Origin of the sequence: Nonlabens sp. (assembly GCF_047636915.1) — a bacterium.
GTDB lineage: Bacteria > Bacteroidota > Bacteroidia > Flavobacteriales > Flavobacteriaceae > Nonlabens.
Genome location: NZ_JBLIGN010000020.1, coordinates 1 through 26,997, shown reverse-complemented (window position 1 = coordinate 26,997; position 26,997 = coordinate 1). Strand labels below are relative to the sequence as shown.

Annotated in this window: 29 protein-coding genes; 15 read left to right on the top strand and 14 right to left on the bottom strand. The window is 36.7% G+C overall.

Annotated elements, in window-relative coordinates:
- Nucleotides 1-40 precede the first annotated feature (40 nt).
- The gene (locus ACJAT0_RS05230) at nucleotides 41-1,660 is read left to right on the top strand and encodes a SulP family inorganic anion transporter (RefSeq protein WP_415180797.1); all 1,620 of its coding nucleotides are present in this window, start codon (nucleotides 41-43) and stop codon (nucleotides 1,658-1,660) included.
- Nucleotides 1,660-2,289: a carbonic anhydrase family protein gene (locus tag ACJAT0_RS05225; RefSeq protein WP_415180796.1), complete on the top strand. Its 630-nt coding sequence runs from the start codon at nucleotides 1,660-1,662 to the stop codon at nucleotides 2,287-2,289. Before ACJAT0_RS05230 ends, ACJAT0_RS05225 begins: the two co-directional genes overlap by 1 nt.
- A gap of 56 nt (nucleotides 2,290-2,345) precedes the next feature.
- Here the strand turns inward: ACJAT0_RS05225 and ACJAT0_RS05220 are convergent, their stop codons facing one another.
- Together ACJAT0_RS05220 and ACJAT0_RS05215 are read right to left on the bottom strand one after the other, a co-directional pair.
- On the bottom strand, nucleotides 2,346-3,104 hold the full coding sequence (locus ACJAT0_RS05220) for a patatin-like phospholipase family protein (RefSeq protein WP_415180795.1): 759 nt from the start codon (nucleotides 3,102-3,104) through the stop codon (nucleotides 2,346-2,348).
- The gene (locus tag ACJAT0_RS05215) at nucleotides 3,105-3,359 is read right to left on the bottom strand and encodes a uroporphyrinogen decarboxylase (RefSeq protein WP_415180794.1); all 255 of its coding nucleotides are present in this window, start codon (nucleotides 3,357-3,359) and stop codon (nucleotides 3,105-3,107) included.
- 724 nt (nucleotides 3,360-4,083) lie between these two features.
- Between ACJAT0_RS05215 and ACJAT0_RS05210 the strand changes: the two genes are divergently transcribed.
- Nucleotides 4,084-4,626 (top strand): CopD family protein, encoded by a 543-nt coding sequence (locus ACJAT0_RS05210; protein ID WP_415180793.1) that lies wholly within the window; start codon nucleotides 4,084-4,086, stop codon nucleotides 4,624-4,626.
- 68 nt (nucleotides 4,627-4,694) lie between these two features.
- Here ACJAT0_RS05210 and ACJAT0_RS05205 read toward each other — a convergent pair whose 3' ends face one another.
- The 12 genes from ACJAT0_RS05205 to ACJAT0_RS05150 form a co-directional block, all read right to left on the bottom strand.
- Nucleotides 4,695-5,411 (bottom strand): heavy-metal-associated domain-containing protein, encoded by a 717-nt coding sequence (locus ACJAT0_RS05205; protein ID WP_415180792.1) that lies wholly within the window; start codon nucleotides 5,409-5,411, stop codon nucleotides 4,695-4,697.
- Nucleotides 5,408-6,133 (bottom strand): acetolactate decarboxylase, encoded by a 726-nt coding sequence (locus ACJAT0_RS05200; protein ID WP_415180791.1) that lies wholly within the window; start codon nucleotides 6,131-6,133, stop codon nucleotides 5,408-5,410. The genes ACJAT0_RS05205 and ACJAT0_RS05200 overlap by 4 nt, the downstream gene beginning before the upstream one ends.
- A complete protein-coding gene (locus ACJAT0_RS05195; protein WP_415180790.1) occupies nucleotides 6,126-7,004 on the bottom strand; it encodes a hypothetical protein in 879 nt (292 codons plus the stop codon). The genes ACJAT0_RS05200 and ACJAT0_RS05195 overlap by 8 nt, the downstream gene beginning before the upstream one ends.
- A 1-nt stretch (nucleotide 7,005) precedes the next feature.
- Nucleotides 7,006-7,635 (bottom strand): heavy-metal-associated domain-containing protein, encoded by a 630-nt coding sequence (locus ACJAT0_RS05190; protein WP_415180789.1) that lies wholly within the window; start codon nucleotides 7,633-7,635, stop codon nucleotides 7,006-7,008.
- Between the two features lie 125 nt (nucleotides 7,636-7,760).
- Complete coding sequence (locus ACJAT0_RS05185; protein ID WP_415180788.1) at nucleotides 7,761-8,525, bottom strand: hypothetical protein; 765 nt, start codon at nucleotides 8,523-8,525, stop codon at nucleotides 7,761-7,763.
- Between the two features lie 109 nt (nucleotides 8,526-8,634).
- The gene (locus ACJAT0_RS05180) at nucleotides 8,635-9,051 is read right to left on the bottom strand and encodes an HYC_CC_PP family protein (RefSeq protein WP_415180787.1); all 417 of its coding nucleotides are present in this window, start codon (nucleotides 9,049-9,051) and stop codon (nucleotides 8,635-8,637) included.
- A gap of 510 nt (nucleotides 9,052-9,561) precedes the next feature.
- A complete protein-coding gene (locus ACJAT0_RS05175; RefSeq protein ID WP_415180806.1) occupies nucleotides 9,562-10,905 on the bottom strand; it encodes a dihydroorotase in 1,344 nt (447 codons plus the stop codon).
- 544 nt (nucleotides 10,906-11,449) lie between these two features.
- Complete coding sequence (locus ACJAT0_RS05170) at nucleotides 11,450-12,007, bottom strand: carboxymuconolactone decarboxylase family protein (protein WP_415180786.1); 558 nt, start codon at nucleotides 12,005-12,007, stop codon at nucleotides 11,450-11,452.
- A gap of 60 nt (nucleotides 12,008-12,067) precedes the next feature.
- Nucleotides 12,068-12,631 carry a TetR/AcrR family transcriptional regulator gene (locus ACJAT0_RS05165; protein WP_415180785.1) on the bottom strand — a complete coding sequence of 188 codons (564 nt, stop codon included), beginning with the start codon at nucleotides 12,629-12,631 and terminating at the stop codon, nucleotides 12,068-12,070.
- A 361-nt stretch (nucleotides 12,632-12,992) separates the two neighbouring features.
- A complete protein-coding gene (locus ACJAT0_RS05160) occupies nucleotides 12,993-13,658 on the bottom strand; it encodes a DUF5932 domain-containing protein (RefSeq protein WP_415180784.1) in 666 nt (221 codons plus the stop codon).
- A 3-nt stretch (nucleotides 13,659-13,661) separates the two neighbouring features.
- Nucleotides 13,662-15,296, bottom strand: coding sequence for a hypothetical protein (locus tag ACJAT0_RS05155; protein WP_415180783.1), 1,635 nt, complete (start codon nucleotides 15,294-15,296; stop codon nucleotides 13,662-13,664).
- Between the two features lie 34 nt (nucleotides 15,297-15,330).
- A complete protein-coding gene (locus ACJAT0_RS05150; protein WP_415180782.1) occupies nucleotides 15,331-15,504 on the bottom strand; it encodes a hypothetical protein in 174 nt (57 codons plus the stop codon).
- 351 nt (nucleotides 15,505-15,855) lie between these two features.
- On the opposite strand from ACJAT0_RS05150, the gene ACJAT0_RS05145 reads away from it, so the two are divergent.
- The 12 genes from ACJAT0_RS05145 to ACJAT0_RS05090 form a co-directional block, all read left to right on the top strand.
- Entirely contained in the window at nucleotides 15,856-16,605 is a 750-nt protein-coding gene (locus tag ACJAT0_RS05145) for a hypothetical protein (RefSeq protein WP_415180781.1), read from the top strand.
- Nucleotides 16,606-17,129: 524 nt separating this feature from the next.
- A complete protein-coding gene (locus ACJAT0_RS05140) occupies nucleotides 17,130-17,594 on the top strand; it encodes an RrF2 family transcriptional regulator (RefSeq protein ID WP_374003915.1) in 465 nt (154 codons plus the stop codon).
- A 43-nt stretch (nucleotides 17,595-17,637) separates the two neighbouring features.
- A complete protein-coding gene (locus ACJAT0_RS05135; RefSeq protein WP_374003916.1) occupies nucleotides 17,638-17,964 on the top strand; it encodes a HesB/IscA family protein in 327 nt (108 codons plus the stop codon).
- A gap of 92 nt (nucleotides 17,965-18,056) precedes the next feature.
- Entirely contained in the window at nucleotides 18,057-18,407 is a 351-nt protein-coding gene (locus ACJAT0_RS05130; protein WP_374003917.1) for a 4Fe-4S dicluster domain-containing protein, read from the top strand.
- Nucleotides 18,408-18,564: 157 nt separating this feature from the next.
- A complete protein-coding gene (sufB, locus tag ACJAT0_RS05125) occupies nucleotides 18,565-20,013 on the top strand; it encodes a Fe-S cluster assembly protein SufB (protein ID WP_374003918.1) in 1,449 nt (482 codons plus the stop codon).
- Between the two features lie 24 nt (nucleotides 20,014-20,037).
- Complete coding sequence (gene sufC, locus ACJAT0_RS05120; protein ID WP_374003919.1) at nucleotides 20,038-20,790, top strand: Fe-S cluster assembly ATPase SufC; 753 nt, start codon at nucleotides 20,038-20,040, stop codon at nucleotides 20,788-20,790.
- A gap of 17 nt (nucleotides 20,791-20,807) precedes the next feature.
- Nucleotides 20,808-22,109 carry a Fe-S cluster assembly protein SufD gene (gene sufD / locus ACJAT0_RS05115; RefSeq protein ID WP_374003920.1) on the top strand — a complete coding sequence of 434 codons (1,302 nt, stop codon included), beginning with the start codon at nucleotides 20,808-20,810 and terminating at the stop codon, nucleotides 22,107-22,109.
- A gap of 216 nt (nucleotides 22,110-22,325) precedes the next feature.
- The gene (locus ACJAT0_RS05110; RefSeq protein ID WP_415180780.1) at nucleotides 22,326-22,751 is read left to right on the top strand and encodes a SufE family protein; all 426 of its coding nucleotides are present in this window, start codon (nucleotides 22,326-22,328) and stop codon (nucleotides 22,749-22,751) included.
- A 50-nt stretch (nucleotides 22,752-22,801) separates the two neighbouring features.
- Nucleotides 22,802-23,131: an iron-sulfur cluster assembly protein gene (locus ACJAT0_RS05105; protein ID WP_374003922.1), complete on the top strand. Its 330-nt coding sequence runs from the start codon at nucleotides 22,802-22,804 to the stop codon at nucleotides 23,129-23,131.
- Nucleotide 23,132: 1 nt separating this feature from the next.
- On the top strand, nucleotides 23,133-23,660 hold the full coding sequence (locus tag ACJAT0_RS05100; RefSeq protein WP_415180779.1) for a DUF2480 family protein: 528 nt from the start codon (nucleotides 23,133-23,135) through the stop codon (nucleotides 23,658-23,660).
- Nucleotides 23,661-24,112: 452 nt separating this feature from the next.
- Entirely contained in the window at nucleotides 24,113-26,059 is a 1,947-nt protein-coding gene (locus tag ACJAT0_RS05095) for an aconitate hydratase (RefSeq protein WP_415180778.1), read from the top strand.
- A gap of 66 nt (nucleotides 26,060-26,125) precedes the next feature.
- On the top strand, nucleotides 26,126-26,997 hold an 872-nt coding region (locus tag ACJAT0_RS05090; RefSeq protein ID WP_415180777.1), incomplete at its 3' end, for a WD40 repeat domain-containing protein.

Sequence of the window (26,997 nt, the reverse complement as noted above, 5' to 3'; positions counted from 1 at the left end):
TTTTCAAAGTCCCTTTGTCTTAAGGGACACCAATTATTTTATGCATTCATCAAATCCGTTTAAAAATTTAAAAAAAGATATACCGGCAAGTATTGTCGTGTTTTTTGTCGCCTTACCACTTTGTTTAGGTATCGCTCTAGCCAGTGGAGCACCACCATTTGCTGGGCTTATCTCAGGTATTATTGGAGGAATTCTGGTAGGTTCGTGGAGTGGGTCGCAATTAGGTGTAAGTGGTCCAGCAGCCGGCCTTGCAGCAATCGTAGCGGTTGCGATTACTGATTTAGGTGGTTTTGAGATATTTTTAGTCGCTGTCGTAATAGGTGGTTTGATTCAGATTATTTTTGGGATTTTAAAATTGGGGATTATAGGTTATTACTTCCCTTCTTCCGTAATTAAGGGAATGCTAACGGGAATAGGAATTATTATATTTTTGAAGCAGATCCCTCACTTTTTTGGATTAGATAAAGATCCAGAAGGCGATTGGGATTTCTATCAAATAGATGGGGAAAACACCTTCACCGAGATCGTACATATAGGAGAATACATAAGCCCAGGGGCCACGCTTATAGGAGTTATAGCTCTTGCGATTCTATTGTTATGGAGCAATGTGCTTCAGGGCAAATCAAAACTTTTTGAAATTATACAAGGTCCTCTAGTAGCGGTCGTGATTGGGATTATTTATTATGTCCTAACTAGAGACGTGGGGTACTGGAACATATCAGAAGAGCATTTAGTAAATGTCCCAGTTCCAGACGGTTTTGATTCCTTTATTGGACAATTTAAATTCCCGGATTTTAGCCAGATAGGAAATGTAGATGTAATTATCACAGGGTTTACGATAGCCATAGTTGCTTCCTTAGAGACCTTATTATGCGTTGAGGCTACTGATAAATTAGATCCTCTTAAAAGAGTAACTCCTACTAATAAAGAATTAATAGCGCAAGGGGTTGGAAATGTAGCTTCTGGTTTTATAGGCGGTCTTCCAATAACACAAGTAATCGTAAGGAGTAGTGCCAATATTCAATCTGGTGGAAGAACTAAAATGAGTGCTATTTTGCACGGTTTTCTATTACTAGCATCGGTTATTTTAATACCGACTCTTATGAATAAGATTCCCTTATCAGTTCTTGCCGCGATATTACTTATTGTAGGATATAAGCTAGCAAAGCCTAGTGTGTTTAAACAAATGTGGAGTTCTGGATGGCGTCAGTTTATTCCTTTTATTGTGACCGTATTATTGTTACAATTTAATTTCTTATTAGGGGTAGGAGTTGGTCTCTCATTAGGAATAATCATTACACTTTTCCAAAGTTATCAAAACTCTCATTTTCTTCATGCCGTAGAAAGCGATGATTCAGGAAAACATGAAGTTAAAATGATTCTTGCAGAAGAGGTTACATTCTTTAATAAAGCTACCATTTTAAGAGAGCTAGATAGTCTACCGAGAAACACTTTTCTGGAACTGGATGTAAGAAATACTAGCTATTTGGATTATGATGTGGTAGAAATTTTAGATGACTTCAGAGAAAAGGCCATTAATAGAGAGATTGATATCAAATTGATTTCAGAAAGGGGTATAGTAGAAAATCCAGCTAGTTTTACAGAGTTCTTCAAATTGAGGCCAAAGCAAGACAAATTTAAATTTAAAAGGTATAAGTAATGAAAGTACATACTAAAGAATCCCAATCGACAATGACTCCAGAGAAAGCACTCCAGTTTTTGCAGGAGGGTAACGAGAGATTTCAAAATAATTTAAAAGCAAACCGTAATTTACTACAGCAAATTAACGACACTCGAGATGGACAGTTTCCGTTTGCTATTATTTTGAGTTGTATAGATTCTCGTGTTTCTGCAGAGTTAGTTTTTGATCAAGGACTAGGCGATATATTCAGCGTGCGTATAGCTGGAAATTTTGTAAATGAAGACATTTTAGGAAGCATGGAATTTGCTTGTAAACTAGCTGGTACAAAACTCATAGTAGTGTTAGGGCATACTTCGTGTGGTGCTATTAAAGGAGCTTGTGATCATGCTAGGTTAGGAAATTTAACAAAGCTTATTGAGAAAATCGAACCAGCTGTTTATGCGGTAGAGGAACCTAAGGAAGAAGCACAACGCAATTCAAAAAATCTAGATTTTGTGGATGCTGTTTCTGCTAAAAACGTAGATCTTACCATCGCGAGAATTCGCAGGGAAAGCCCGGTATTAAGAGAGTTAGAAGACGATGGGGATATTAAAATAGTAGGGGCCATGTACGATATCGCTATTGGAGCGGTAGAATTCTATAAGTAAGCAGTTATCTTCTATTCAAATCAGGGCCTTTCCTCTTTTATGGAAGGCTTTTTTATTTAAATGCCGTCAAAGATGGCTGTAGTTTCTAAACGTTTAGAAGCTGTTTCATAACCGATCTCAAAAATTTCTTTCATTCCTTTAAAACTAAACAACCCATAATTATATAGATCTGGTTCTATCAATAGATCGCACTGGCTGAATTTTATTTTATCTTGATGGTATTGATTAATCGCATAAGCTCTAGCAGCCACATCATACGAATGCTTCAACTTGCGGCTATTAAGGTCCACTTTGTTGACATAACTACCTATTCTTATACCGCAATCACCTAAGAGATCTATAGGAAAATTGTTTAGTACGCCGCCATCTACATAGGTGTTTCCATCAATTTCTATAGGAGTGAAAATCCCTGGAAAAGCAGCGCTGGCTAAAATAGATACATACAGCTCTCCTTTTTTAAAAATTTTAAGCTCTCCGGTATGTAGATCAGTGGCAGTAACGCTCAGTGGGATAGGTAAAGATTCAAAACTGTTCTCTGGAATATACTGCGATATTTGATCTGTAAAAACAGAAGAATTAATAAATCCGGCTTGTCTAAAAGCAAATGTTCTAGGGTGAAATAGATTTGATCTTTCAAAGAAATGAACTATTTCTTCAACAGACACACCTTTTGCATAAAGAGCACCTACTAGGGCTCCCGCACTTGTGCCAGATATTTGCTGTACCTCAACACGATGTTTTTGCAATGCTTTAATGACTCCAGCATGGGCGATACCTCTAACGCCACCTCCAGAAAGCGCTAAACCTATTTTCATTTATTTATCTTCTTTTACTTTTGGCACTTCCTTCTTCAAAGATAGATAATATCCATTGACGAGTAGAATGCCTATGTTAGTTATAATAATAGGCAGGTTGGGCAAGTCAAATAACAAACCATAGATAATAAACAATACACAACCAACAGAGTTGACAATACGCAATGTATTGATATTCTTCATAAAAAAAGCAAGTAGTACCACCACACTTGCTGCATAACCCACCAGATCTAACGTTTCTGTACCGAATTCCATATACACTATTTGAGCCTACAATATTACCCTTTATATGTCAGATAATGGAAGTAGAGGTGTTCTTACTATTTACAAATTCTATTTGCGGTAGTTAGAGCTTCCTTTTTATCGGGCAACGGGCTTTTAGGTTGCCGCATAAAAAGAATCAGTGGTGCCAGCTTAACTGTAAAATGCCCTGGTGATACATCGAAGTACAGCTGCGATGTTAATGTTTAAAGATAATACTACTGACTTAAGTTGGGAAAGTACTAAATTCAAGATATATCAGGAAAGAATAAAAAGAAGGAACTTATTGCGATACTAAGCGTGCAAATGTCACTAATTACCATTTCACCAAGGGTCTGCCACGAAATAAAAAGGACTAATTATGCGATGTGATGGTATTATTTTTATAGGTGTAAAATGTAATAACGGTGTAAGGTACTTGACTGTTTTCTAACAAAGAAAATAAGCAAAAGAGTCCGTATAGATGTTTTGGTTATTTAGGACAGACTTGAAGCACATTATAAGTGGCTCTTTTCTCTCTCTTATAAAAAAAAGCTGTTGTTCTGGTTGTTTCTCTTTTTAAATAATTTTAATTTATAACAAGCGGTTCAATTAGAGATATAAAGTACTAAAAATACCGAATTATAAATAGATTTTTAGACACTTCATTTTAAAATCAATCTCTTGTTTTATGGATTCTTAAATCTTGGTATTAATTGCCTAAATTTGTATTGTCTTTATGGAATATAATTATATCAAATCCCTACATCTTATTTTTGTTATCACCTGGTTTGCAGGCTTGTTTTATATACCGCGTTTATTTGTATATCAAATTGAAGCGCATGCAAAGCCAGAACCTGAAAAAAGCATCTTGCTTCAACAACTTAAGATCATGACCAGCAGGTTGTGGTACATCATCACTTGGCCTAGTGCTGTCCTAGCAACTCTGTTTGCCGTGTGGTTGTTGATTCTTGTGCCTGGATGGTTACAAGAACCTTGGATGCATGTGAAACTTGGGTTTGTCGCATTGCTTTTCATCTATCAAATAAAAACTCAATTTATTCAAAAAGAGCTTCAAAATGATGTCGTAAAGTGGACGTCAAACGGCATGCGTATCTATAACGAAGGAGCCATTCTTATTCTATTTGCAGTGGTGTTTTTAGTAATTCTCAAAAGCGCCATCAACTGGGTTTATGGACTCTTCGGTCTTGTAGTTTTTGCTGTCATTCTCATGCTTCTTTTCAAGCTGTATAAAAGAGTTAGAGAAAGAAGTGAAAAGTAGGTATTTGTTGTTGATCTCACTTTTGAAAAAGCGAGATCAATAATAAGCCTAGCCGCTTTCTAGAATCCTTAAAACAACATAAAAATACCCATAACAATCATAAGGACGTTTTCTATAAAAGTCGCTTCGGTCATAGGTAATTTTAGGGCGGTCCCAAGACAGGCACATGGGATGGACTTTTTATTGAGTAATGTTTGAGAAACACCTATGGTGGTGATTCCTAAAATTACTAAAGTAGCGATCAAGGCTATATCCACCTCAAATCTCATTAAGAACATGAATCCAAGAGCCGTTTCTATGAAAGGGTAAATCCATCCATAAACAGGAATTATTCTAGCCAGCGGATCATACATACCAAAGCTTTTTGAAAAGCCTTGTACATCCAGCATTTTAAAAAAGCTAAAGACTATAAAGAACAATCCCATAAAATCCAGCATGGCGCCATTCCAGTTTTCTCTTTGATAATGGAGTAAAATTGTTGCAATGCTTATATAGCCCAGTATCAAGAACAAAGGTTTAAGTTGCGCTAACTTTGATTTTAGAGGTGCTGTTTTATCGAAAGCGGAACTCTTAAAAACATTCTCTTTTTCAGTAACAGAATACTTTTTAGGCAATGCTTTTTGAAATATATCCACTGCTATAAAGGTATCCATAAGTACCACGGCTTGTTCATTTTCTAAAGTTACCATGGCTTCTTTTACACCGGGAACAGCGTGGAGTCTTTTCTCCACATCGCTGCGACAGCCGTTACAGGTCATTCCAGATATTTGATACGTATGTTTCATTGAGGTTGAGGTAGGTAAAGTTGCAATTGATCACCTGTAAGTCCATCTACATGACCGGCAACAACCTGTGGATCATCTGTTTTAAAATGCAGGTGTAGGAAGGTAGAGTGGTGGGTAAAAACAGTTTGGTGGTTTTCAGAATAAAAACCGATCACCTCTACGTCGCGATTTTCTAAAGCTCCTTGTGCCCCGTTTGTTTTGTGCTTTTTATGGTTGTGAAGAGTATCGCCTTTTACCCATTTGATCACATGCCAGTCTAAAGTTGCCGCTGTTCCTTTTAATAAAAATGGAAATGGCTGTTCTACTGCTATTCCTTGGAGGATCGCAGCAGTTTTAATTTGCTTTTCTAATGCGGAGTTTTCAGAAAAACGTTCCAATGTAATTGCTTCGCTCCATTCTGGAACTTGAGCATACACGAGTAAAGCAGCTTTATGGTCAAATGTTGATTCCAGCACAACACTAGCAGCTGCCCCGGATTTACTTACATAGGAGATGCCGTCAAACACTTGAATTTCTCCTTCTAGATGTTCTAAAGCACCCAGAGCATAAAGATGAGGCAAACTTTGTAAAGAATCTAGAGACGCTGTCGCCTCTAGATTTCCAGACATAATTTGTTTCAAAGTGCCTTGGTGTTTTACGGTGCTGTCTATGTTTTTTTTATCATTACAACTCGCTATACTTGTTGCGAGAATGAGTAGCCATAAAACACCTGATTTACACATCGTTTTTTTCTTTAAGCAGGTATTTTACGAGCTCCCCTTTACGATAGTTGGTAATGTAGAGAACATCCTCTTTTACGTAAATATCTGTAGGCTTATGGACTCCTGTTTCTAGAATTTGCTTCAATTGATATTCCATATCAAAAATCAATACACGACCGTTTTCAAAATCAGTTAGAAATATCTCTTGATCACTTACATAAATTCCTGTAGTGGCATTCATCTTTTGATCAACACCTATAAAGGCGACTCCTTTTCCTGTTTTATCAAATACCTGACCGCGATGGTTGTAAGCATCTGCCACAAAGATGTACTTTTCTGTGATTTGAACATCAGTAGGGTAATAAAGTTGGCCTAGTTTTTTACCTTCGGTACCTATGCTTATCCAGTCGGTACCATTGTAATACAATACCCGATTGGGGTAGAAGTCTGCAATGGCCATTTCATTTTTGTAAACACTTATTGCTGCTGGCGCATCTAATGAATCTTGTAAAACTAGGTAATCTATTTTGTTACGTCTCATCACAGCAATCGAATCACGACCGTATTCTGGTATAAATAGCGCTCGTTCTTGAAGCATAGATGTGGTGAGTTTATCAGTAATTTCATGTTCTGCTGTTCCAAATTGGATATGCATAGGACGTTCAAAACCGTCCATTTCGAATAGAATAGCACCACCTTCACTTACTTGAACCACCCGATTGTGATCGCCATCGCTTAAAAAAATATCGTTGCCGTCCATAGCGATGCCTATGGGGTTGATACCATCTAGGTCAATGGTTTTTTCAAACTGCCATTCCTGCGGAACAGCGGGTTTTTCGGTACAAGAAATCATAACAGCCGCAACGGCAATAAGGGATATAAGAACTCTCATTTTAGTTGGTTCTTTCATATTTACAACAAGCGTGCAAGTTGTCATAACTCTTATCTGTCGCACGAGTACCTTTTGTATCATGACCTACCGCTGCCGCTGCTTTTTCAATAAACGTTTCACTGGTTAGTTTTGAATCAAAATTTACAGTTAGTAATTTAGTATCCACATCCCATACGGCATTCGCTACGCCACCTACCGTAACTGTTGCTTTTTCAATACGTGCTTTACACATGCCGCACATACCATCTACATGTATTTTTGTCATAGTAAGATCAGCTTTTGCGACTTCTTCGTTTTGCTTATTCGTTTGAATAGTACCATCTGCACGGGTAATTTTTGCAAGATTAGGTGTGTATCCAGATTTTTCTACTTGTGCAAGAAGAGCTCCCATAGTTAATACTTTCACAGATGGATAGCTGAAAGAGAAATCCCCTGTTTCTATGTCTATAGCAATATCTTTAATTCCTTTGAATTCTTTGAACTTTTTTTCTAGTCCATAAGCACAGAAAGGACATCCTAGTCCGTCTACTTGTACTTCAAATTGATCTCTGTCTTTACTGGTTTGTGCATCCGCTTTCGCGAAAGCAAATAATCCAATGGCGATGCTTAAAATTATTGTTATTTGTTTCATGTTGTTTTGTTTTAAAACTTTTCCTCAATCCTAAAGGGTGAGGTTGTTAAAGGTTATTTTTAATATTAATTTATGTGTCAAGCCGTCGCAGGAAGGCTTCGCTTTATTATTTAATTCAAGGCTTGTTAAAAGGTATACCGTGTTCCAAAAAATACCGAGTAATTTAGTGCTCGATTTGCATCTATCTCTTGAATAAGTGGTAATTGTACAGCCAGGTCATACGTGATATTTTTACCGGCGTATTGGATACCTTGGGAATAAAGCAACTGGTACCAGTCGCGCTCGTGCAACCATACACTGCTGTATTCAAAATAAAGATTCACTTGTTTATTGGGATATTGCGGCTTTAACAAGGGCAATCCAAAACCTAATTTGGCTCTAAATTCATCCAGTGTGCCATTAGGCATTGAATTGTATCCTATCTCTGAAGAAATTCCATACTTGAGTGTTTCCAGTCCGGCAACTACACCGTAGTAACCGGCATATTTTCCAGTAGAAATATCCATCACGTCTATTTCCTTTCCAGTAGGTAAGGTTTGTAAGGTTTTGGCCACCATACGGAAGGTTTTACCGGTTCCATCCTTGCGGTAGAATTGGTATTTCCCCATAATCTTCATGTCTGCGAGACCGCTACCAATTGCGTCGCTAAGGTTGTAATTTACATATGGAATATGTAAGGCAATAAGCGAGTTAGAGGTAGGTAAGTAGTGCAACATGACGGGTACGTAAACTGCGGATCCTCGCTCTGTGTTTCTTATTTCGGTAAGGGTTTTCATGGTGAAGCTATTGCCTCCTAGCATGATAGGTTTATCTGCTGTGATGGGTGGTCCTTGTGCGTCCGCTTTCGCGAAAGCGAGAAGAACTACAGCTATCATAATAATATATTTCATATGGTAAAGTAATTGTAAGTGCGCAAATCATGAGCACATAGTGAGAAGTCGCGCAACATTTGCGCAAATTTAAAAGCCTAAAGGTTAAGGCAACTTAAAATTACTTTAATCAGATAAGAAAAGACTGGTGCCATACCGGTATGTCGTGGAGGACCAGAGGTGGTGAGTAGGGAATAAGCTGGGGCTCTTCTAGACCAGCTTCAGCAATTGAAAAGAAATAGGAAGGCGCAATTACTGTTATAAATTGTTGGTGTTCCAGATCAAAGTTGTTCCAAGATAACTTTAAATGTTCCTGACCTTTAATCAATTCTACAACATCGCTGCAACAGCTTTTTTCTGGTGTGACGGAACAAAAATCTTCTAGATTACTTTTTTCCATACCGCAGCCATGAGAGGGAACGATCACAGAAATGTCTTTCAAAAATGGCCCGCAAAAATGTTTGTGCACACTAAAGGATAGGGTAGAGCATAAAACGACTACCGCTAGAAATGTGACAAGTATATTTTTTAAACAGCTAAATAACATACTGTAAATATACAAAACGGATTCCTAAAATGTTGTTAACTGATTGTAAAGCTGTTAACTACTGCCGGTAGCGCCTTTGGTTCTTCTTTTATAGCTCGGGCCAGATTCGGTAACACTTGGACATTGCGCATTACTAGTGTCTGTAGCACTGGGATCAGTAGCGGGTTTAGAATTATTACTTAAAGTGGCAGAAGGCTTTTTAGGTTTACCATCGGTACAAGGAGTTGATCCCAGGGAGATTGCTTTTTTTTATCTGATTTTAGTTTTGCTATCTTATAAGGAACGATAGTTTTCTAAACGGCATTTTTATTTTGCATCTGTTTGCACAGCTCTTGAGAACTTATGGTTGTTGCAAATGCAGGCGGTGTCATTTAATTGTCGCCATAGGCTGTCTTCTGAATATTTTTTTATAATGCTATGCAAGACCGTTTCTTAGTAACGCATAATTCAAGTTGTGCTAGGGTTAGTTTATGTACTTTGTGATCGGTTACCGACACGATCGTTCAGGGTTTATGTGCCGAATTCGATTTCTTTTCCTTTTTGTTCTTCAGAAAAGTGGCCTTTATCGTAGACCAGATGGCCGTTTACAAAGGTTTGTTGGATTTCTGTTTGAAACAGTGTTCCTTCTAATGGCGACCAACCGCATTTGTACAGCAGGTTGTCCTTAGCCACCGTCCAGTTTTTATTTAGATCCACCAAGGTTAAATCGGCATAATAGCCCTTTCTAATAAAACCTCTGTGGGTCATTTTATAAAGAATAGAAGGGTTATGACACATTTTCTCCACTATTTTCTCTAATGAAATCAGGTCTCGTTTATAAAATTCTAACATACAATTTAAGCTATGTTGCACCATGGGTGCTCCTGACATGGATTGAAAGTAGGCTTGTTCTTTTTCTTCTAGGGTATGAGGTGCGTGGTCTGTTGTGATGATGTCTATTCTATCGTCAAGCAGTGCTTTAAATAGTCCTGCTCTATCTTCTTCTGTTTTAATGGCCGGATTCCATTTGATAAGCATTCCCAGTCTATCGTAGTCTTTATCAGAGAACCAAAGGTGGTGTACAGAAACTTCTGTCGTTATTTTTTTATCTTGAAGCGGAAGGTCATTTTGAAACAGATGTGTTTCGGCCTCTGTCGTCAGGTGCAGGATATGTAATCTTGCCTGGTGTTTTTTTGCCAACTCAATCGCTCGCTTTGTAGCTTCATAGCAGCCTTTTGTGTTTCTAATAAGCGGATGAAACTTTGCGGGGATGTCTGCGCCATATTTTTCTTTATAAAGGCGTTCATTTTCTTCTACTATTTCTTCTTTTTCTGAATGAATAGCAATAATGGAGCTGCAGTTTGCAAATAGCTTTTCCATGGTTTCTGGTTGATCAGCCAGGAGGTTTCCTTTTTTTGTAAAATACAAGCCGTCATCAGAAACACCAATAAACTGGCTGGTGTCCATCTTTATTACTTCATCAATATTATCTGCATTCACACCGAGGAAGAACGAATAGTTAGCTAATGATTTTTTTGAAGCAATTTCATATTTATCTCTGAGGCTCTCGATGGTTAAGATGTTTGGAACCGTATTGGGCATATCGATAAAAGAAGTAACGCCACCTGCTATAGCGGCTTTACTTTCTGTATATAAATCTCCTTTATGGGTGAGTCCTGGGTCTCTAAAATGTACCTGTCCATCAATAATACCCGGGAATAAGTGTTTTCCTGTTGCGTCTATCACTTGGTGATGTGGCTCTGGATCAATCGTTCCTATTTGTTCTATACGGCCATCGGCTAAAAGCACGTCGCCAATAAAGGATTTCCCTTCATTTACAACAGTCGCGTTTTTGATTAAAATATTTTCGTACATGATGCTATGTTGGTCTATGTTTTCGATTGCTCTTAAGCTACAGCTGTCTTCTGCGATCCTTCTTAATGCGCTTTTATGTATGCCATAAACGCGGCTATAAATGGCGTTTAGAGGCTGGCACATCATTTCTTTTCGCGCAAGCAAAGCCTAGGCCTACAGCACCGTTTAAAAAAAAAGCATGCGGTGCTTTAATAGGAATACGTTCCCTGGCAGTCGTCTTGCAAAAATAGGCGACAAAGTATGATCTGGCAGGTTTAGGACGGCTTGAATTTCTGATTCATTACGGGTTGTATGGTTTTTAGTTTTTTATGAGTTTTTTAAGAAGGCAGAAACGTCCATTTTAGAAATAAATATTGAGGAGTTGCAAAGAGGCTCAAAGCCTAAAGGATTCTTTTAAGGGTGTTGCGAGCAGCTGGCTGTTTTCTGCGGTCACGTTGCTGTTGCAGTAACCGCGTTTTAAGAATGTAGATGGAGCTGTTGGTGCCTATTTTAAAATAAAAACAAGCCCCAACTAAACCTTGGAGCCTATTTTTATTTTCTAGAGTTAAATGCTCTCCGGCTGCCAAGCAAATTTTTGAAAGGCTTCATCGACTGGTGTATGAGCTATATGATTGGTATAATTACTAATGGTTTTTTGTGCTACTCCTAGAACGATCTCTAACACTTGTTGTTGCTGATAGCCTATCGTATAAAACGCTTCTAATTCTGAGTCAGAAATACGCCCGCGATTCCTAACGATACTTAGGGTGGTGTCTTGTAAAATTTGCAATTTTCTAGTAGGCATGGCCTTATTATTTCGCAATGCCTCTGTTAATGAAGCATCCACGTTCATCATATGGGCTATTCCTGTATGTGCAGGAACACAATAATGACAGTTGTGTTCTACATTAATGCTTTGCCAAATAACCGTTAGCTCTTCTGCATCGAAAGAAGAATTTTCAAATAACTCGTGTAATTTTTGATAGGCATCTAATGCCGCTGGAGCTTGAGCCAGTACAGCATGTAAATTTGGAATCATGCCATAGGCTTTTAAGGATTTTTCTAATAATGGTTTACTGCTTTCTGGAGCCGTTTCTATGTTGTGAATTTTTAGGGTACTCATAAGGGTGTATTTTTAAATTTATAAATACTAAACGATCGTTTAGTTTTGATTAAAAAAAGGTTATAGGTTCGTAAAGGTCATCTCTATGTAGTCATTAATTTCTTCTTTGTTATTCACTCTGGTGGCTGCAGCCAGACCATGTTTTGCCAAGAGTAAAAAATTAGCTTGTCTCAACACCGTTTCTTCACTTTTAGTCGCATCCATTTTCAACTTTTCTATAAACAGCAGTTTCAAATCGCCCATAAATTTGCGCATTTGTTGGGGCACCAGATCATCATTTTTATCAAAAAGCTCATAATAAGTATTGGTGATCAAACAGCCTTTTTGATTTCCTTCTAGCGTGCAGATTTGAACAGAATCGCAGAAAAACTTTTTTATGTCTGCCACTCCGTTTTTTGCGTTTTTCAAATTTTCGAAGACTTCTTTTATGATTTCTTGATAGGATTTTAAACTTTCTAAAAAGACTCCATGTTTGCTGCCAAAGCTAGCATATATGGAGAATTTATTAATGCCCATTCCGTTTTCCAGCATCTGTACGGAGGTATTTTCATAGCCATTAATCCAAAACAATTGCATGGCTTTTTCAATCACCTCTTTTTCTATATATTGTTTTTTTCTAGCCATGTATTTCCGTAGTTCACAAAACTAAACAATCGGTTAGCAAAAAAGACAGTTGGCGAGTTTTTTATTTCAAAAGCTTTATTCAAAGCATACAGTTTCGCTTGTGAAGTGCTTTTTTCTCATTTGCTGCCTTAAAAACGTCAAATCTCACTACCTGCTTACTTTTGCGACAAGATTTTTCTTAGGGTACGCATACAAGAGTGGGGCACTAATTATTTGGTTGCGCTTTCGCGAAAGCGGAACTATACCCCTAAAACACACTCGTTAAAAGTAGGTGGTTGATTTGCTCCAAACAGCCGCCTTTTGATGGACGGGTACCTCTATAAGGCTGTCCGATTTTAATGTTTCTTTCTATATGAGGACTTTAAATAAGCCCTAAATCTTTTACAATGCCTATAAGGTGTGCCGCGTTAGTTGCTCTGAATTTAATAAATAGATTGCGCTGCTTTTTTTCTATTGAACTCAAGCTGCAGGGAGAAATAGCATCTTTTTTAAATTGTTCACTAATAGACTCTTTAGATTTACCTAGGGCTAGTTGTTTGAGCAGTTCCATGTCATAGTCATCTATCTCCATATTGTTCCTAGGATATAAGGCTTGTTCTACCTGAGTAGATATGTATAATTGCTTGCGGTGGACAGCATCAATTGCTTTAGATAGATCTACCAATCCGTTTCTACCTTTGCATGCGTATGCATTTACTTTTAAATCACTTATGAGATACCTGACTTTCTGTAATCGATCCTCAACTGAATAGGCTATGATCATAAGCTCTGGATATTCCATTTTTAATTGCTTTATTACAGCTTCTCCTGAGGCGTATTTTTGATCTCGATGATCCCTTTTAAAATTGAGATCTGTAATAAATAAATCATAGGGTTCCTGATCCTTTAGGGCACTCTTTATTTGTAGGTAAGCATCATCGCAATATTGCACTTGCTTTATGCTAGCGACACCTGCCTGTTCTAGAACTTTTACGACCCCTTGGTTGATGCTACCAAAGTCGTCTGATATCAATACTTTTTGAAACATTTTTTAAATAGTAATTAGTACTTTAAAACCTTTTTGAACTTCTGATTCAAAAGTAATAGTTCCATTTATAGATTCCATACGGTTTACCGTATTCTGGAGACCATTTCCTTTTTTTAGGTCACTTCCTATTCCGTTATCCTTATAATTTATTATAATTTTTTTATGTTCCTGGCCGAAATTAAATACGACAGCAGTTGCCTTGCTGTGTTTTTTCATGTTAGTCAGTAGCTCTTGAAAAATGCGATACATAGTGGACTTTTTGATGTCATTTAATTGATTCCAGTCGATTCGATGCAGGTCTTTAGTCATGACGTTCACATCTTTACTGTTATAGCTTAGGAACAGATCTATTAAAAGGTCTTGATAGTTGGTGCTTACATCTATACTGCTATTTTCTTTAGAGATATCTCTCGTACGGTTGTAGATATTTTCTAAATCGTCTAAAAGCGTTTTGTTTTCTTCTGATTGGTCTTGAAGCTTGGTCATTACATGGTATACATCGTTTGCCACTTCATCGTGAATTTTTCTTGAAATGCGAACTTCTGTATGGTACACTTGTTGTATTTTTTCTTTTTTGTGTTTGTATTTGAGAATAAAATAGAGAGCGACGAAAATAAGACCAATAGCTATTATTAGGTAAAGTAATCGTTCATTTTGCAACTTGCTTTTGTTGAGGTCCTTTTCTTTTGCTTCGTATTGATAGACATAGTAATTGAATTGATTTCTTCGAATATCTTTGGCTAAGTTTATGCTATCGGTAAAGTTCAAATATTTCTTGATAAAAGGAGAATTGCTTACTTCTAGTTTTAATTTTAGTGCTATTTCTTTGATTTCTATGTTTGCTGTTTTTTTTGATATTTCGATTAACGTATCAGAGTAGAGTGTCATTTTTAAAGTGTCAGCATTTTTCTGGTAATGCTTTAGCAGATGCATATAACTAGTAGCCATGCCCATTTTATGGTTCCTTTTTACATGTATTTGAAGTGCTTGTAAAAGGCCTTCTTCTGCATCAGGAAGACTCATTTGTGATTTGAGAAAGCTCAAATTGTCTAAGTAACGAGCAGTCTTGGAAGAATCATTCTGTTTTATAGAATTGTGGTATAGCGTTCTGTATATATCAAGAGCTTTTTGCCATAAATTTTGCTTTTCAAAAATGTATGCTTTATTGTTTAATATCGCTTGAATATCGCTTTGTCGGGTGGCCGTTTTTAGAGCCTTGTCATAAATCTTTAGGGCTTCTTTAAAGTCTTTTTTATTAGCGTGGTTTTTCCCTAAATCATTTAAGATTTTAATTTTTGTATTGTTGATCCACAGTTCATCAGCTCCTGGTGGAATTTGATCTAATAGCTTTAATGATTCTAAGTTTAACCTTTCGGACTCTCTGTAATATCCAAGATTGTATTGTATGTCGGCTAAGTGCTGATTTGCATAAACTTCTTCTGTTGGTATATGATCTCTTGAGCTTTTGTTTTTTTTATGTGTAAAAAACCGATACGCTCTTGCGAGATCATTTTTTTGTACAGGATTAGAAACGATTTTGGAATAGTAAATTAAGCTATCGGTTTGCTGGCTATAAGATGCATCCATTACGAGAATAAAAAAGCAAAAAAAGAGGAATGAAGTTATAGTAGTTTTCATTCCTCTAAGGTAACACCTAAATTTAGTAAATCATCTATCCTCCAATCCCATCTTCTGGCGGTGGTGGAGGTGGCGGTGGTGGGATGGTTTCTTGTTCATTACAACAGGATTGCGGTGTGGTACTATTATCCACAATTTGCTCTGGTGTACAAGAAAATAATGTAGAGATAAGTATTCCTGTAAAGATCATGAGACTTAATTTTTTCATAGTTGAAAAGGTTTTTAGGACATACCAGAGGCTGTCCGAGTGTTATCAGATTTTTTTTTGCAAAATTTTTTGCGGTATTTTATAGAGACGTCTCTCTATGTTTTTGAGAAGTCAGGAGTGCAGAAGAATAAGCTGTTGCGACTTCTCAACCAGCACTTTTTTACTCAGCTACAGCTCCTTGTTGAATTATCTTGTGCCCTGATTTTTTAAGAAAGAAGAGCAGCATGATTAATTCTGACACAAATAAATGCCGATTAAAAAAAGAAAGTGAGAAACTAAAAGGAAACTAAAAGGAAAGGTTTTTCGTTATCTTTTCCGTCTGATAAACAACGAATTAAAAAAGGAAGAAACATGCATGACCTATTGATTCACAAAGCTTTTGATAAGGCAAGAATAGAATTAGAACTTATAAATGGGATCGCACCTACGAAATCAAAATGCGCTCAATTCCTATCTGATTATTTGTTGAATAATGATTTTCCTTATAGCGCAAAAAGTCTAAGCAACCACTTCAATGCAGTGAAGCATAAAACGGGGCGTTTTGAAATCAAGCAAGCAAGAGTCGTAGAATTATTGTCCGTTTTTTTAGGATATGAAGATTATATAGATTTTTGTAATCAGCATAAAAAGATAATTGCCTCTGTGGATAAAGAGGTGGATAAGGAGTTTAGTCCTTCTCGTTCTTTCTATTTAAATTGGATGGAGTCGGTTAAGAAAAACAAGTCTTTACTAAGTATCGTACTGGCAGCTGTGCTTGTAGTATGGGTCACCTATTTCTCCAATACTCCAGATCAAAGATGGATGGAATGGAAAGCCTATGGTTTTGAAGAAGTGGCATTTGACCCAGCTAGTTTTAAGGAAGGAACGTTAGAATTATGGAAGGAAGAAAGAAGTGCAAATTTTAAGCAAGTAGAAGTAGGTTGTAATTCTATTTTCTTTGATTATCAAGGTGGAGAAAAAATTTGGTATGGAAAGAATACGAGCGGTACTTTGGAGTACTTCACCAGCACAGGTAAACATCCACAAACAGAAAAGCTTGTGAAACCCATTACTGTTTACATGATTAAAAAACACGTCTGTTCTGAATATATTAAAAGGTGAATTCCTTTATACAAATTAATAGCAAATAAAGAGTGGTGACCTGTTTAAAATATATTAGGCTGTGCTTTTAAAAGTTTATTGGATAACACTAGATGAGATGTTACGTAGTCGCGGTTTTTATCGGCGTATAAAAAGCTAGTCCAATCAAATTCTTAGGTATAAATCTCGTTCATTTAACGGCAAAATTAGGAGGCGAAGAAAAAAGTACATCTTTTAAATGGTTTGTCGCTGTTTGCAGCTGGTGTAATTTATACGTCATCTTTAAGATTATTAATTGGTTCCTTTAAAGGTCTTCTTGTTAGAGTTTCTTTTATGCCCACATTATATTTTGAAATTTATTGGGGAATAAATTATTTAAAGCCATTCTACCTATACTTATGGCGGTGCGATTATTTCAACGATCTTATGTATACTAAAAAGGTCATATTAATATATACCTTTTAGTACATATTAAAAATAATGTCTATATTTGTAAGGCAAGCTTAGGGAATCAGCATAAAACCAATTATTAAAATTATTAAAGAATGAAAATAACAGCACAAGACGAGTACGGCTTAAGAATATTGGTACGTATTGCAAAGTGTAAGGTTCAAACGGGACTGAGCATTCCTCAGCTTTGTGAAATGGAAGGGTTGTCACGTCCCAATGTTTCAAAATTAACTCGAATTCTTCGTATCGGTGGATTGATAAATAGTACTAAAGGACATGTTGGAGGATATGTGCTTGCCAGGCCTGCCTCAGATATTACGGTGAATGATGCTTTGAAAGCTTTAGGAGGACGTTTGTTTGATGAAGATTTTTGTGCCAACCATGTGGGAGTATTAAAACTATGCACTAATTCTATTGATTGTTCTATTCGTTCCCTTTGGTCAATGGTACAATCTTCTATAGACAAGTTGTTGGATAACGTGACACTAGCAGATTTATCCAATAGCGAAAAGGAGGCTATGTCTGCTTTTCAGGGATTCCTTGAAGAAAAGACCGATTAAAAAAATTATAAATAGATTATCAATAATCTAATACCTAAACAAAATGATAACAGTTTCAGAAAACGCAAAGCAGCATGCTTTAAGTTTATTAACAAACGAAAATAGCCCTGAAGGGACATTTATTCGCGTCGGAGTTGATGGTGGAGGATGTTCGGGTCTCACCTATAAACTCGTGTTTGATACGGTCATTACAGATACCGATAAGATTTTTGAAGACAATGGAATAAAAATAGCCGTTGACAAAAAAAGCTTTTTGTACTTAATAGGCACAGAGCTCGATTACGTGGGAGGATTAAACGGAAAAGGCTTTGTATTTGTCAACCCGAACGCAAGTAGAACTTGTGGTTGTGGAGAATCGTTTGGCGTGTAAAAAGAGTTTAAAGTTGTAAGGATAAAAGCGGTTAGGTGTTTTTAATAAAATTTAATAACCTAGGGGCTCTTATAACACTAGAAAATATAATAATGGCAATTATAATTACAGATGAATGCATTAATTGTGGTGCTTGTGAGCCAGAATGTCCTAATAATGCTATCTATGAAGGCGGTGATGAATGGCGCTTTTCTGATGGCACATCTATAAAAGGAACTTTTAGTTCAAAAAGTGGTTTAACTAGCGATGCAAATGAACCGCAAGAACCTATATCAGAAGATGTTTATTATATAGCACCTGATAAATGTACCGAGTGTGTCGGTTTTCATGATGAGCCTCAATGTGCCGCTGTTTGCCCAGTAGACTGTTGTGTGGATGATGATAACTGGCGCGAAAGTGAAGAAGAATTATTGGTCAAAAAAGACACATTACATTTTGTGTAATTAGAGTACCAGATGAAAAGAGCAGTACACCTATACCTTTGGTTTATCGGAATGCTTTGGACTTGTACAGAATAAATAACAGGTATAATAAATGAATCCAGATAGTTATTAGAGTTTGAATTCATTAAAGAATACCATCAAGTAAAACTTAAATAATATGAACGAGGTTATAGAAGAAAAAATCAGCACAGAATACAAATACGGTTTTGCTACTGATATTGACGCTGACAATGCGCCGAAAGGATTGAATGAAGATATTATTCGTTTTATTTCTGCCAAAAAAAATGAGCCAGAATGGATGTTAGTGTATAGATTGGAGGCATTTCGTCATTGGTTAACCATGGAGGAGCCTGACTGGGCACATGTTTCTTACGAGAAACCAGACTTTCAGGATATCATTTATTATTCAGCTCCAAAGCCCAAAAAAGTTTTAAAGAGTCTGGATGAAGTTGATCCTGAATTGTTAAAAACATTTCAAAAACTTGGGATCTCCATCTTAGAACAAGAACGCCTTTCAGGTGTAGAAAGTAGAGTTGCCATTGATGTTATTGTGGACAGCGTTTCCGTAAAGACGACATTTAAAGAAACCTTAGCGGAAAAGGGAATTATTTTTTGTTCGTTTGGGGAAGCCATTCAAGAACATCCAGAATTAGTAAAAAAATACATGAGTTCGGTTATTCCTTCTAGCGATAACTTTTTTGCGGCGCTGAATTCGGCCGTTTTTACAGATGGTTCGTTTTGTTATATACCAAAAGGCGTTCGCTGTCCAATGGAACTCTCCACATATTTCAGAATAGAAGCGGCAGGTACTGGTCAATTTGAACGCACCTTGATTATTGCAGAAGAAGATGCACAGGTGAGTTACCTGGAAGGCTGCACAGCACCGATGCGAGACGAAAATCAATTGCATGCAGCCGTTGTTGAACTTGTAGCTCATAAAAATGCGCAAATAAAATACAGCACTGTTCAAAATTGGTATCCCGGCGATAAAGAAGGTAAGGGAGGAGTTTTTAATTTTGTTACTAAACGTGGTATTTGTTTGGAAGAAAATGCTAAAATATCTTGGACACAAGTTGAAACAGGTTCTGCAATTACTTGGAAATATCCATCTGTCATTTTAAAAGGTGACAATTCGATAGGCGAGTTCTATTCTGTTGCAGTTACAAATAACTATCAGCAGGCCGATACAGGAACTAAAATGATCCATATAGGAGACAACACTAAAAGCACCATTATTTCAAAAGGAATTTCTGCTGGTTTCAGCAACAATAGTTATAGAGGGTTGGTGCGTATTGCAAAAGGTGCTGAAAATGCTCGTAATTTTTCGCAATGTGATAGTCTATTAATGGGGGATCAATGTGGTGCACATACATTTCCATACATCGAAATAAAAAACAACACTGCCGTAGTAGAACACGAAGCAACAACTTCAAAAATTGGTGAAGACCAACTGTTTTATTGCAAACAACGAGGTATCGATAATGAAAAAGCTATTGGTTTAATCGTAAACGGTTATTGTAAAGACGTACTAAGTCAGTTGCCAATGGAATTTGCTGTGGAAGCACAAAAACTGTTGGAAGTTTCCTTAGAAGGTTCGGTAGGATAAAAGCAAACAATCAAAATTCAAAAAATGTTATCAATAAAAAATTTACATGCGTCAATTGACGGAAAAGAAATTCTGAAAGGAATTAATTTAGAAATAAAAGAGGGAGAAGTACACGCTATTATGGGACCCAATGGTTCTGGAAAAAGCACATTGGCAGCTGTTCTTGCTGGTCGCTCGGAATATGAGGTTACTGAAGGTGAAATTATCTATAACGGTAAAAATTTGTTAGAGTTTGAAGCAGAGGACAGAGCTAGAGAAGGAGTGTTTCTTGCGTTTCAATATCCTGTTGAAATTCCAGGAGTAAGTAATATAAATTTTTTAAAAACAGCTATAGGAGAAATTCGCGCTTACAAGGGTTTAGACCCTATAAAAGCAAAAGATTTTTTAACGATGTTGAAAGAAAAACAAGAATTAGTTGAGATAGACAGAGCCCTTGTAAATCGCTCTATAAATGAAGGTTTTAGCGGTGGTGAAAAAAAGCGAAATGAGATATTTCAGATGGCAATGCTAGAGCCAAAACTCTCCATTTTAGATGAAACCGATAGTGGGCTTGATATTGATGCGTTACGCATTGTTGCTAACGGAGTAAATAAATTGAAATCAGAAGAAAACGCAACTGTTATTATTACACATTATCAACGGTTATTGGATTATATAATACCTGATTTTGTTCACATATTACACAATGGAAAAATTGTAAAATCAGGATTAAAGGAATTGGCAGTAGAGCTAGAAGAAAAGGGATATGATTTTATCAAAGAGGAAGTAGAAGCCTAATTTATTTAATAAACAAAATGGAAACAGCTATTAAAACTAGAACGACAAAGGATGAATTGATTTTTGAATTTGAGAAATCTAAATTATTTTTATTTGGTAGTACACAACTTCGTGATAACGCTATGGAAAGCTTCCATAAACAAGGCATTCCAACACGGAAGCACGAAGAGTATAAGTATACCCGTGTGGACTTGATGCTGAAAGGGGAATTTAATTTCTCTACAAATAAAAACGGTAGTGATGAGCAAATTGAGCATCTGAAATTTTTAAAAGAGGCTTATGTCGTAGTTATTGAAAACGGTGTTTTTGTTGAAGGACTTTCAAATTTGCAGCAGCTTCCAGAAGGCTTAACAATATGCAGTCTAGTAGATGCAGAGAAAAGCAATTCACCTGTTTTCGAAAAACATTATGGACAATACGCAGATATAAAAGCAGATCCATTTATTGCGTTAAATACTGCTATGACTAAAGACGGAGTATTCATCCATATTGCAAAAAACGCAATAATTGAAAAACCTATACACGTTATTCATGTTTCAACAAGCTCGGAAAACACCATTATCCATCCGCGAAATTTAATAGTAATAGATGAAAATGCGCAAGCAAAAATTATTGAATCGTTTGAAACAGTAGCTAGCACTGCAAAAACAGTTAGTAACGCACTAACAGAAATTGTAGTTGATAAGCACGCTATTGTCGATCATTATCAAATTCAAGATAAAAAGGAGCTGGGGTACTTAGTGAATACGACACAGGTAATTCAACAAAGACAAAGTGTGTTTTCTACGCATACCTTTACGTTGAGTGGTTCGTTGGTTCGTAATAATCTAACTTTAGTGTTGGATGATGAACATATTGAATCGCACTTAAATGGCTTGTACCTAACGGATGGAAATCAAGTTGTAGACAACCATACTGTAGTAGATCATCGCAAGCCAAATTGTAATAGTAACGAGCTTTATAAAGGTATTATTGAAGGGAAATCAACAGCAACTTTTAACGGAAAAATTTTTGTAAGAAAAGATGCGCAAAAGACTAATGCGTTTCAATCAAACAAAAATATTTTATTGAGTCAAGCAGGAACAATCAATACAAAACCACAATTAGAAATTTATGCTGATGATGTAAAATGCTCGCACGGATCAACAACAGGTAAGTTGGATGAAGCAAAAATATTTTACTTACGAGCACGCGGGATAAGTATAACAAACGCCAAAAAGTTATTGATGCACGCGTTTGCTTCGGAAGTGGTAAATACCATAAAAATCGAAGCGCTACGTGAATATGTTGAAGAAAAAATTTCTAAAACGTTTGAATAAGAAGGAGGTAAACAAGCAAAAGAAATAAAATCTTCAACAGTCAAAATTCTGAGTGGATTTTCGAGACCTTTCCAAAAAAGACAAATGGCAAGTCTCTTGGGTATTGCGTTATGGTGTTAGAAAATAAAGCCTAATCAGGTAATGGATGACTTACCGTAGAAAACAGGAAGTCGATGTGCCGGTACTTGGAACACAGAAAGCAATTAAAATGTTAAGATGGGTATAGCAGCGATAGCAAATGAAATAGTAGAAGAATTTGAGTTATTCGGTGATGACTGGGACGGAAAGTATGAGCACCTGATCGATTTGGGCAAAAGTTTGCCATTGATAGACGCACAGTGTAAAACTGATGACAGATTGATAAATGGCTGTCAGAGTAGCGTATGGTTACACTCAGAACTAAACGCGGATAAAATTATTTTCACGGCAGACACTGATGCAATAATAACCAAAGGAATTGTTGCTTTACTGATTAGAGTTATATCTGGGCACACGACAGATGAAATTATAAATGCACCATTTGGTTTTATTAATCAAATAGGATTGATGGAGCACTTATCTCCTAACCGCAGCAATGGTTTAGTAAGTATGATAAAACAAATGAAATTGGATGCAATCGGATACCAACAGTTTAAATTATAGAAGGTTTATTTAAAAAAAAAATCAAAAAAAGTCAACGTAAAACTACAAAAATGGCAGCAATAATAATTACACAAAATCCCGAGCTGACACAAAAGGCTATTGATACCCTTAAAAGCTGTTATGATCCTGAAATACCTGTTGATATTTGGGAATTGGGACTGATTTATGAGCTTAATATTGATAAAGATAATAACCTTACAATGATAATGACTTTAACATCACCCTCCTGTCCGGTAGCTGAAACATTGCCGCCAGAAACAGAACAAAAACTGCGTGAAATAGAAGGAGTTAAATCTGCAAAAATAACAATGACTTTTGAGCCACCTTGGGAAAAAGAAAGGATGAGCGAAGAGGCAAATCTTGAATTAGGATTTTTTTAAAATGGAAAAAGAAATAATTAATAGAGTAGCAAAAAGTGGTATTATCACCATCAACCTTGAGGAGTTTTACCCTCATGGAGACCGTGTATTGTTTGATATAACAAAGCACTTGTTTCAAGGTTTAATATTGAAAGAAAAAGATTTCCGTGAGTTCATAAAAAATGAAGATTGGAGCACATACAAGGGTAAATACGTTGCCCTTATCTGTTCTGAAGAAGCTATTGTTCCAACTTGGGCGTATATGCTACTGGCATCACAGTTAGAGCCTTTCGTAAAAAAAGTGGTGTTTGGTGATTTAGAAACACTTGAAACAGTTTTGTATAATGAAATATTAAACAAACTAAATATCGATGCTTATAAAGATGTTCGCATCGTTATAAAAGGATGTGGTGATTTGCCAGTTCCGAAAGCCGCTTTTGTAGAAATCACTCGGCTTTTACGTCCAGTTGCAAAGAGCATTATGTATGGCGAAGCATGTTCTATGGTTCCGCTATATAAACAGCCAAGACCACCAAGGCAACTTTCGTAAACAACTTGCATTAAAATAAAATCACTAATACGTATACTAGAAAAATAAAAAAGAAGGACATAAATAAAATAGCTGTTGATAAGCGTCTAAAAATTAAGTTAGGTTGCAATACCACTATAAATGTGGGGATTATGGATGCTGCAAAATAGGGAAAGATAAATTTCCTAAAGCCATATTAGTTGAATAGAAAAACAGGGCATACGGGAAATACAAAGGTTAAAGTAACTTCAATAGTATGTGATTTACTATAAGTAAAAGGAAGGATAACACTGGTTAAAATAATGGGTTGTTCAGAAATAAAGGAATAAAAACATTTCTTCTTTTATTGATGCCATTTATACGAATAAGTCATTTTAAGATCGGCCTTTTAAAAGGAATTACTTTCCGGATTCCTATTGAATAATTTGCTGAATTACACAAATAAAAAAGTGTCAGCGTAAATTTTATAAGCAATGAAACTACAAAACGTAAGTCAAAAATTGATTAGTTCTCATCTTATTTCTGGTGAGATGAATCCCGGAAGTGAAATCGGATTGAAAATTGATCAGGTATTATTACAAGATGCCACAGGTACATTGGTAATGCTAGAACTGGAAGCCTTTAATTTAAATAAAATTAAACCAGAGATTGCGGTGCAGTATGTGGATCACAATCTGCTCCAAACGGATTATAAGAATATGGATGACCACCTATTTCTACAGTCAGCCGCAGCACGATTTGGATACTGGTTCAGCAGATCAGGAAACGGAATTAGCCATGTAGTGCACATGGAGCGATTTGGGAGACCGGGCAAAACGCTATTGGGTTCAGACAGCCACACTCCTGCCGGAGGTGGTATTGGAATGCTGGCCATCGGTACAGGGGGATTGGATGTAGCAATGGCTTCAGCAGGTGAACCGTATTTTGTTAAAATGCCAAAAGTGATGGGTATTAAACTCGTTGGGAAGTTGCCTGATTGGGTAAGTGCCAAGGATGTAATTTTAGAAATGCTTCGCAGGTATGATGTGACTGGAGGGCGTGGATATATCTTAGAATATTACGGACCTGGTCTTAAATCTCTAAGTGCATGGGATCGTCATGTGATTGCAAATATGGGAACAGAAACAGGGGCTACAACTTCGGTATTTCCTTCAGATCAAATTACCCTTGAATTTCTTAGACAAGAAGGAAGGGAAGACGAGTGGATAAATTTAGAAGCCGATGAAGGGGCAACATACGATCTCAATATTGAAATAGACCTAGCTATGCTAGAACCATTAATTGCACTTCCTGGTAGTCCCGGGAATGTTGTTCCAGTAAGAGAAGTTAGCGGATTAAAAATAAACCAAGTTGTTATTGGTTCTTCTGCAAATCCCGGATTACGTGATTTTTGGATCGCTTCTCAAATTGTAAAAGGTCAAGTTATTTCTCCTGATGTTTCTTTAGATATCAATCCTTCTTCTCGCCAAGTATTAGAAAACCTAACAGAAATGGGTGCTCTTGGACCGTTGATTGCTGCTGGCGGTCGCCTTCATCAATCTGGTTGTATGGGATGTATTGGTATGGGACAAGCTCCTGCAACCAATACGATTAGTATCCGAACGATGCCACGTAATTTTCCGGGACGCTCGGGGACACTTGATGACCAAGTCTACCTATGCAGTCCAGAAACGGCTATAGCAGCCGCAATTACAGGGAAAATAACAGATCCACGAGACCTCGAGTCTGAAATGAATTTTAGGTATCCAAAATGGGCAGCCCCAACACAAATCAAGATAAATAAAAAGCTACTGATTGCTCCAACTGAAGCATCTCCTGAACTGGTCAAGGGACCCAACATTAAAACCCTTCCTGATTTTGAACAACTTCCGGAGGAGCTAGAAATCCCTATCCTTTTAAAAATGGGAGATGACATTTCAACAGATGGCATACTGAAAGCGGGTGCTGATGTTCTGCCTTTACGTTCAAATATTCCGGAGCTAAGTAAATATGCGTATTATGCCATTGATCAAAGTTTCTATGATCGCGCCGTTCAAAATCAAAAAACACACACAGGATTTTGTGTTATAGCAGGCGAAAATTACGCACAAGGCTCAAGTCGAGAACACGCTGCACTATCTCCTCGGTATCTAGGACAAAAGTTTGCTATTGCCAAATCTTATGCTCGTATCGGTTGGCAGAACTTGATCAATTTTGGTATAGTTCCTTTCGAATTCAAAAACACAAGTGACTGGGATCAACTAGAACAGGACGATGTTTTACGGATAGAAGGTTTAAGGACAGCCATCAAAAACAGAGATTCAGTAATAGCTATTGTGGTTGGAAAAAATATCAAAATTCCACTTACTTACCATATAAGTGAAAGACAAGTGGAACATATCTTAACAGGTGGCGTTATTAATTTTGTAAAGCAAAAATAATTTTTTGGCAGGGTGTTATTACAGCGCACTTCTAAATATTAGTTTTTTAGGGGAACGGTCAAATAAATGAAGACAATAAAAGAAATGAGTATGGATGTAAAACACATCGCAACACTTACCGGACACAGCGGTTGTATATACGCTATGGATAAAGGGATGTCTGAACAGACAGTTTTTACAGGAGGAAGTGATCGATTTATCGCCTTATGGAATTTAGAAACTCAGCAAGCCGAAAAGTTTTCAGCAACCTTGCCAGCCCCTATTTATAGCATTTGTCATGTTCCTGAAAAAAAATTATTGCTTGCAGGAACAACTACTGGAAGTATTCACCTACTTGATTTAGAAAAAAAAGAGGAAATCAAAATACTGAAACATCATCAGGGACCTGTTTTTGACATAAAATATTCATCAAAGACCAATTGTTTTTATACCGCTGGAGGCGATGGTAACTTTGCAGTATGCTCGTTCGATACTTTATCATTGATTAAAATGAAAAAATTATCACATCAGAAAGTACGCAGTATTGATTTTAATTATACAACTTCTGAAATAGCCGTTGCCTTAGGGGATTCTAATGTTCTCATATTTGACCTTTTCACCTTGGAATATAAAAATGATTTTATGGCGCATCAAGTTGGAGAAAAAGTTGTGGGCGCAAATGCTGTGCGGTACAGTCCTGATGGGAACTTTCTATTAACAGGCGGTAGAGATGCTCATTTGAATATTTGGCAAGTAGGAAATTATGAATTAGTAAAGTCAATTCCTGCTCATAATTGGGCTATTTACGATATCGTATTTAGTCCTGACGCGCATTTATTTGCAACTGCTAGCCGCGATAAAACGGTCAAAATTTGGGATGCAAAAACATATCAATTATTAAAACGCATCACAAAAGAAAATTTTGAAGCACATACCCATTCTGTAAATAAATTAATCTG

Bases quoted from the DNA above. Each gene is read 5' to 3' on its own strand.
- ACJAT0_RS05230 (WP_415180797.1), top strand. From the start codon at position 41: ATGCATTCATCAAATCCGTTTAAAAATTTAAAAAAAGATATACCGGCA.
- ACJAT0_RS05225 (WP_415180796.1), top strand. From the start codon at position 1,660: ATGAAAGTACATACTAAAGAATCCCAATCGACAATGACTCCAGAGAAA.
- ACJAT0_RS05220 (WP_415180795.1), bottom strand. From the start codon at position 3,104: ATGAAAATAGGTTTAGCGCTTTCTGGAGGTGGCGTTAGAGGTATCGCC.
- ACJAT0_RS05215 (WP_415180794.1), bottom strand. From the start codon at position 3,359: ATGGAATTCGGTACAGAAACGTTAGATCTGGTGGGTTATGCAGCAAGT.
- ACJAT0_RS05210 (WP_415180793.1), top strand. From the start codon at position 4,084: ATGGAATATAATTATATCAAATCCCTACATCTTATTTTTGTTATCACC.
- ACJAT0_RS05205 (WP_415180792.1), bottom strand. From the start codon at position 5,411: ATGAAACATACGTATCAAATATCTGGAATGACCTGTAACGGCTGTCGC.
- ACJAT0_RS05200 (WP_415180791.1), bottom strand. From the start codon at position 6,133: ATGTGTAAATCAGGTGTTTTATGGCTACTCATTCTCGCAACAAGTATA.
- ACJAT0_RS05195 (WP_415180790.1), bottom strand. From the start codon at position 7,004: ATGAGAGTTCTTATATCCCTTATTGCCGTTGCGGCTGTTATGATTTCT.
- ACJAT0_RS05190 (WP_415180789.1), bottom strand. From the start codon at position 7,635: ATGAAACAAATAACAATAATTTTAAGCATCGCCATTGGATTATTTGCT.
- ACJAT0_RS05185 (WP_415180788.1), bottom strand. From the start codon at position 8,525: ATGAAATATATTATTATGATAGCTGTAGTTCTTCTCGCTTTCGCGAAA.
- ACJAT0_RS05180 (WP_415180787.1), bottom strand. From the start codon at position 9,051: ATGTTATTTAGCTGTTTAAAAAATATACTTGTCACATTTCTAGCGGTA.
- ACJAT0_RS05175 (WP_415180806.1), bottom strand. From the start codon at position 10,905: ATGTACGAAAATATTTTAATCAAAAACGCGACTGTTGTAAATGAAGGG.
- ACJAT0_RS05170 (WP_415180786.1), bottom strand. From the start codon at position 12,007: ATGAGTACCCTAAAAATTCACAACATAGAAACGGCTCCAGAAAGCAGT.
- ACJAT0_RS05165 (WP_415180785.1), bottom strand. From the start codon at position 12,631: ATGGCTAGAAAAAAACAATATATAGAAAAAGAGGTGATTGAAAAAGCC.
- ACJAT0_RS05160 (WP_415180784.1), bottom strand. From the start codon at position 13,658: ATGTTTCAAAAAGTATTGATATCAGACGACTTTGGTAGCATCAACCAA.
- ACJAT0_RS05155 (WP_415180783.1), bottom strand. From the start codon at position 15,296: ATGAAAACTACTATAACTTCATTCCTCTTTTTTTGCTTTTTTATTCTC.
- ACJAT0_RS05150 (WP_415180782.1), bottom strand. From the start codon at position 15,504: ATGAAAAAATTAAGTCTCATGATCTTTACAGGAATACTTATCTCTACA.
- ACJAT0_RS05145 (WP_415180781.1), top strand. From the start codon at position 15,856: ATGCATGACCTATTGATTCACAAAGCTTTTGATAAGGCAAGAATAGAA.
- ACJAT0_RS05140 (WP_374003915.1), top strand. From the start codon at position 17,130: ATGAAAATAACAGCACAAGACGAGTACGGCTTAAGAATATTGGTACGT.
- ACJAT0_RS05135 (WP_374003916.1), top strand. From the start codon at position 17,638: ATGATAACAGTTTCAGAAAACGCAAAGCAGCATGCTTTAAGTTTATTA.
- ACJAT0_RS05130 (WP_374003917.1), top strand. From the start codon at position 18,057: ATGGCAATTATAATTACAGATGAATGCATTAATTGTGGTGCTTGTGAG.
- sufB (WP_374003918.1), top strand. From the start codon at position 18,565: ATGAACGAGGTTATAGAAGAAAAAATCAGCACAGAATACAAATACGGT.
- sufC (WP_374003919.1), top strand. From the start codon at position 20,038: ATGTTATCAATAAAAAATTTACATGCGTCAATTGACGGAAAAGAAATT.
- sufD (WP_374003920.1), top strand. From the start codon at position 20,808: ATGGAAACAGCTATTAAAACTAGAACGACAAAGGATGAATTGATTTTT.
- ACJAT0_RS05110 (WP_415180780.1), top strand. From the start codon at position 22,326: ATGGGTATAGCAGCGATAGCAAATGAAATAGTAGAAGAATTTGAGTTA.
- ACJAT0_RS05105 (WP_374003922.1), top strand. From the start codon at position 22,802: ATGGCAGCAATAATAATTACACAAAATCCCGAGCTGACACAAAAGGCT.
- ACJAT0_RS05100 (WP_415180779.1), top strand. From the start codon at position 23,133: ATGGAAAAAGAAATAATTAATAGAGTAGCAAAAAGTGGTATTATCACC.
- ACJAT0_RS05095 (WP_415180778.1), top strand. From the start codon at position 24,113: ATGAAACTACAAAACGTAAGTCAAAAATTGATTAGTTCTCATCTTATT.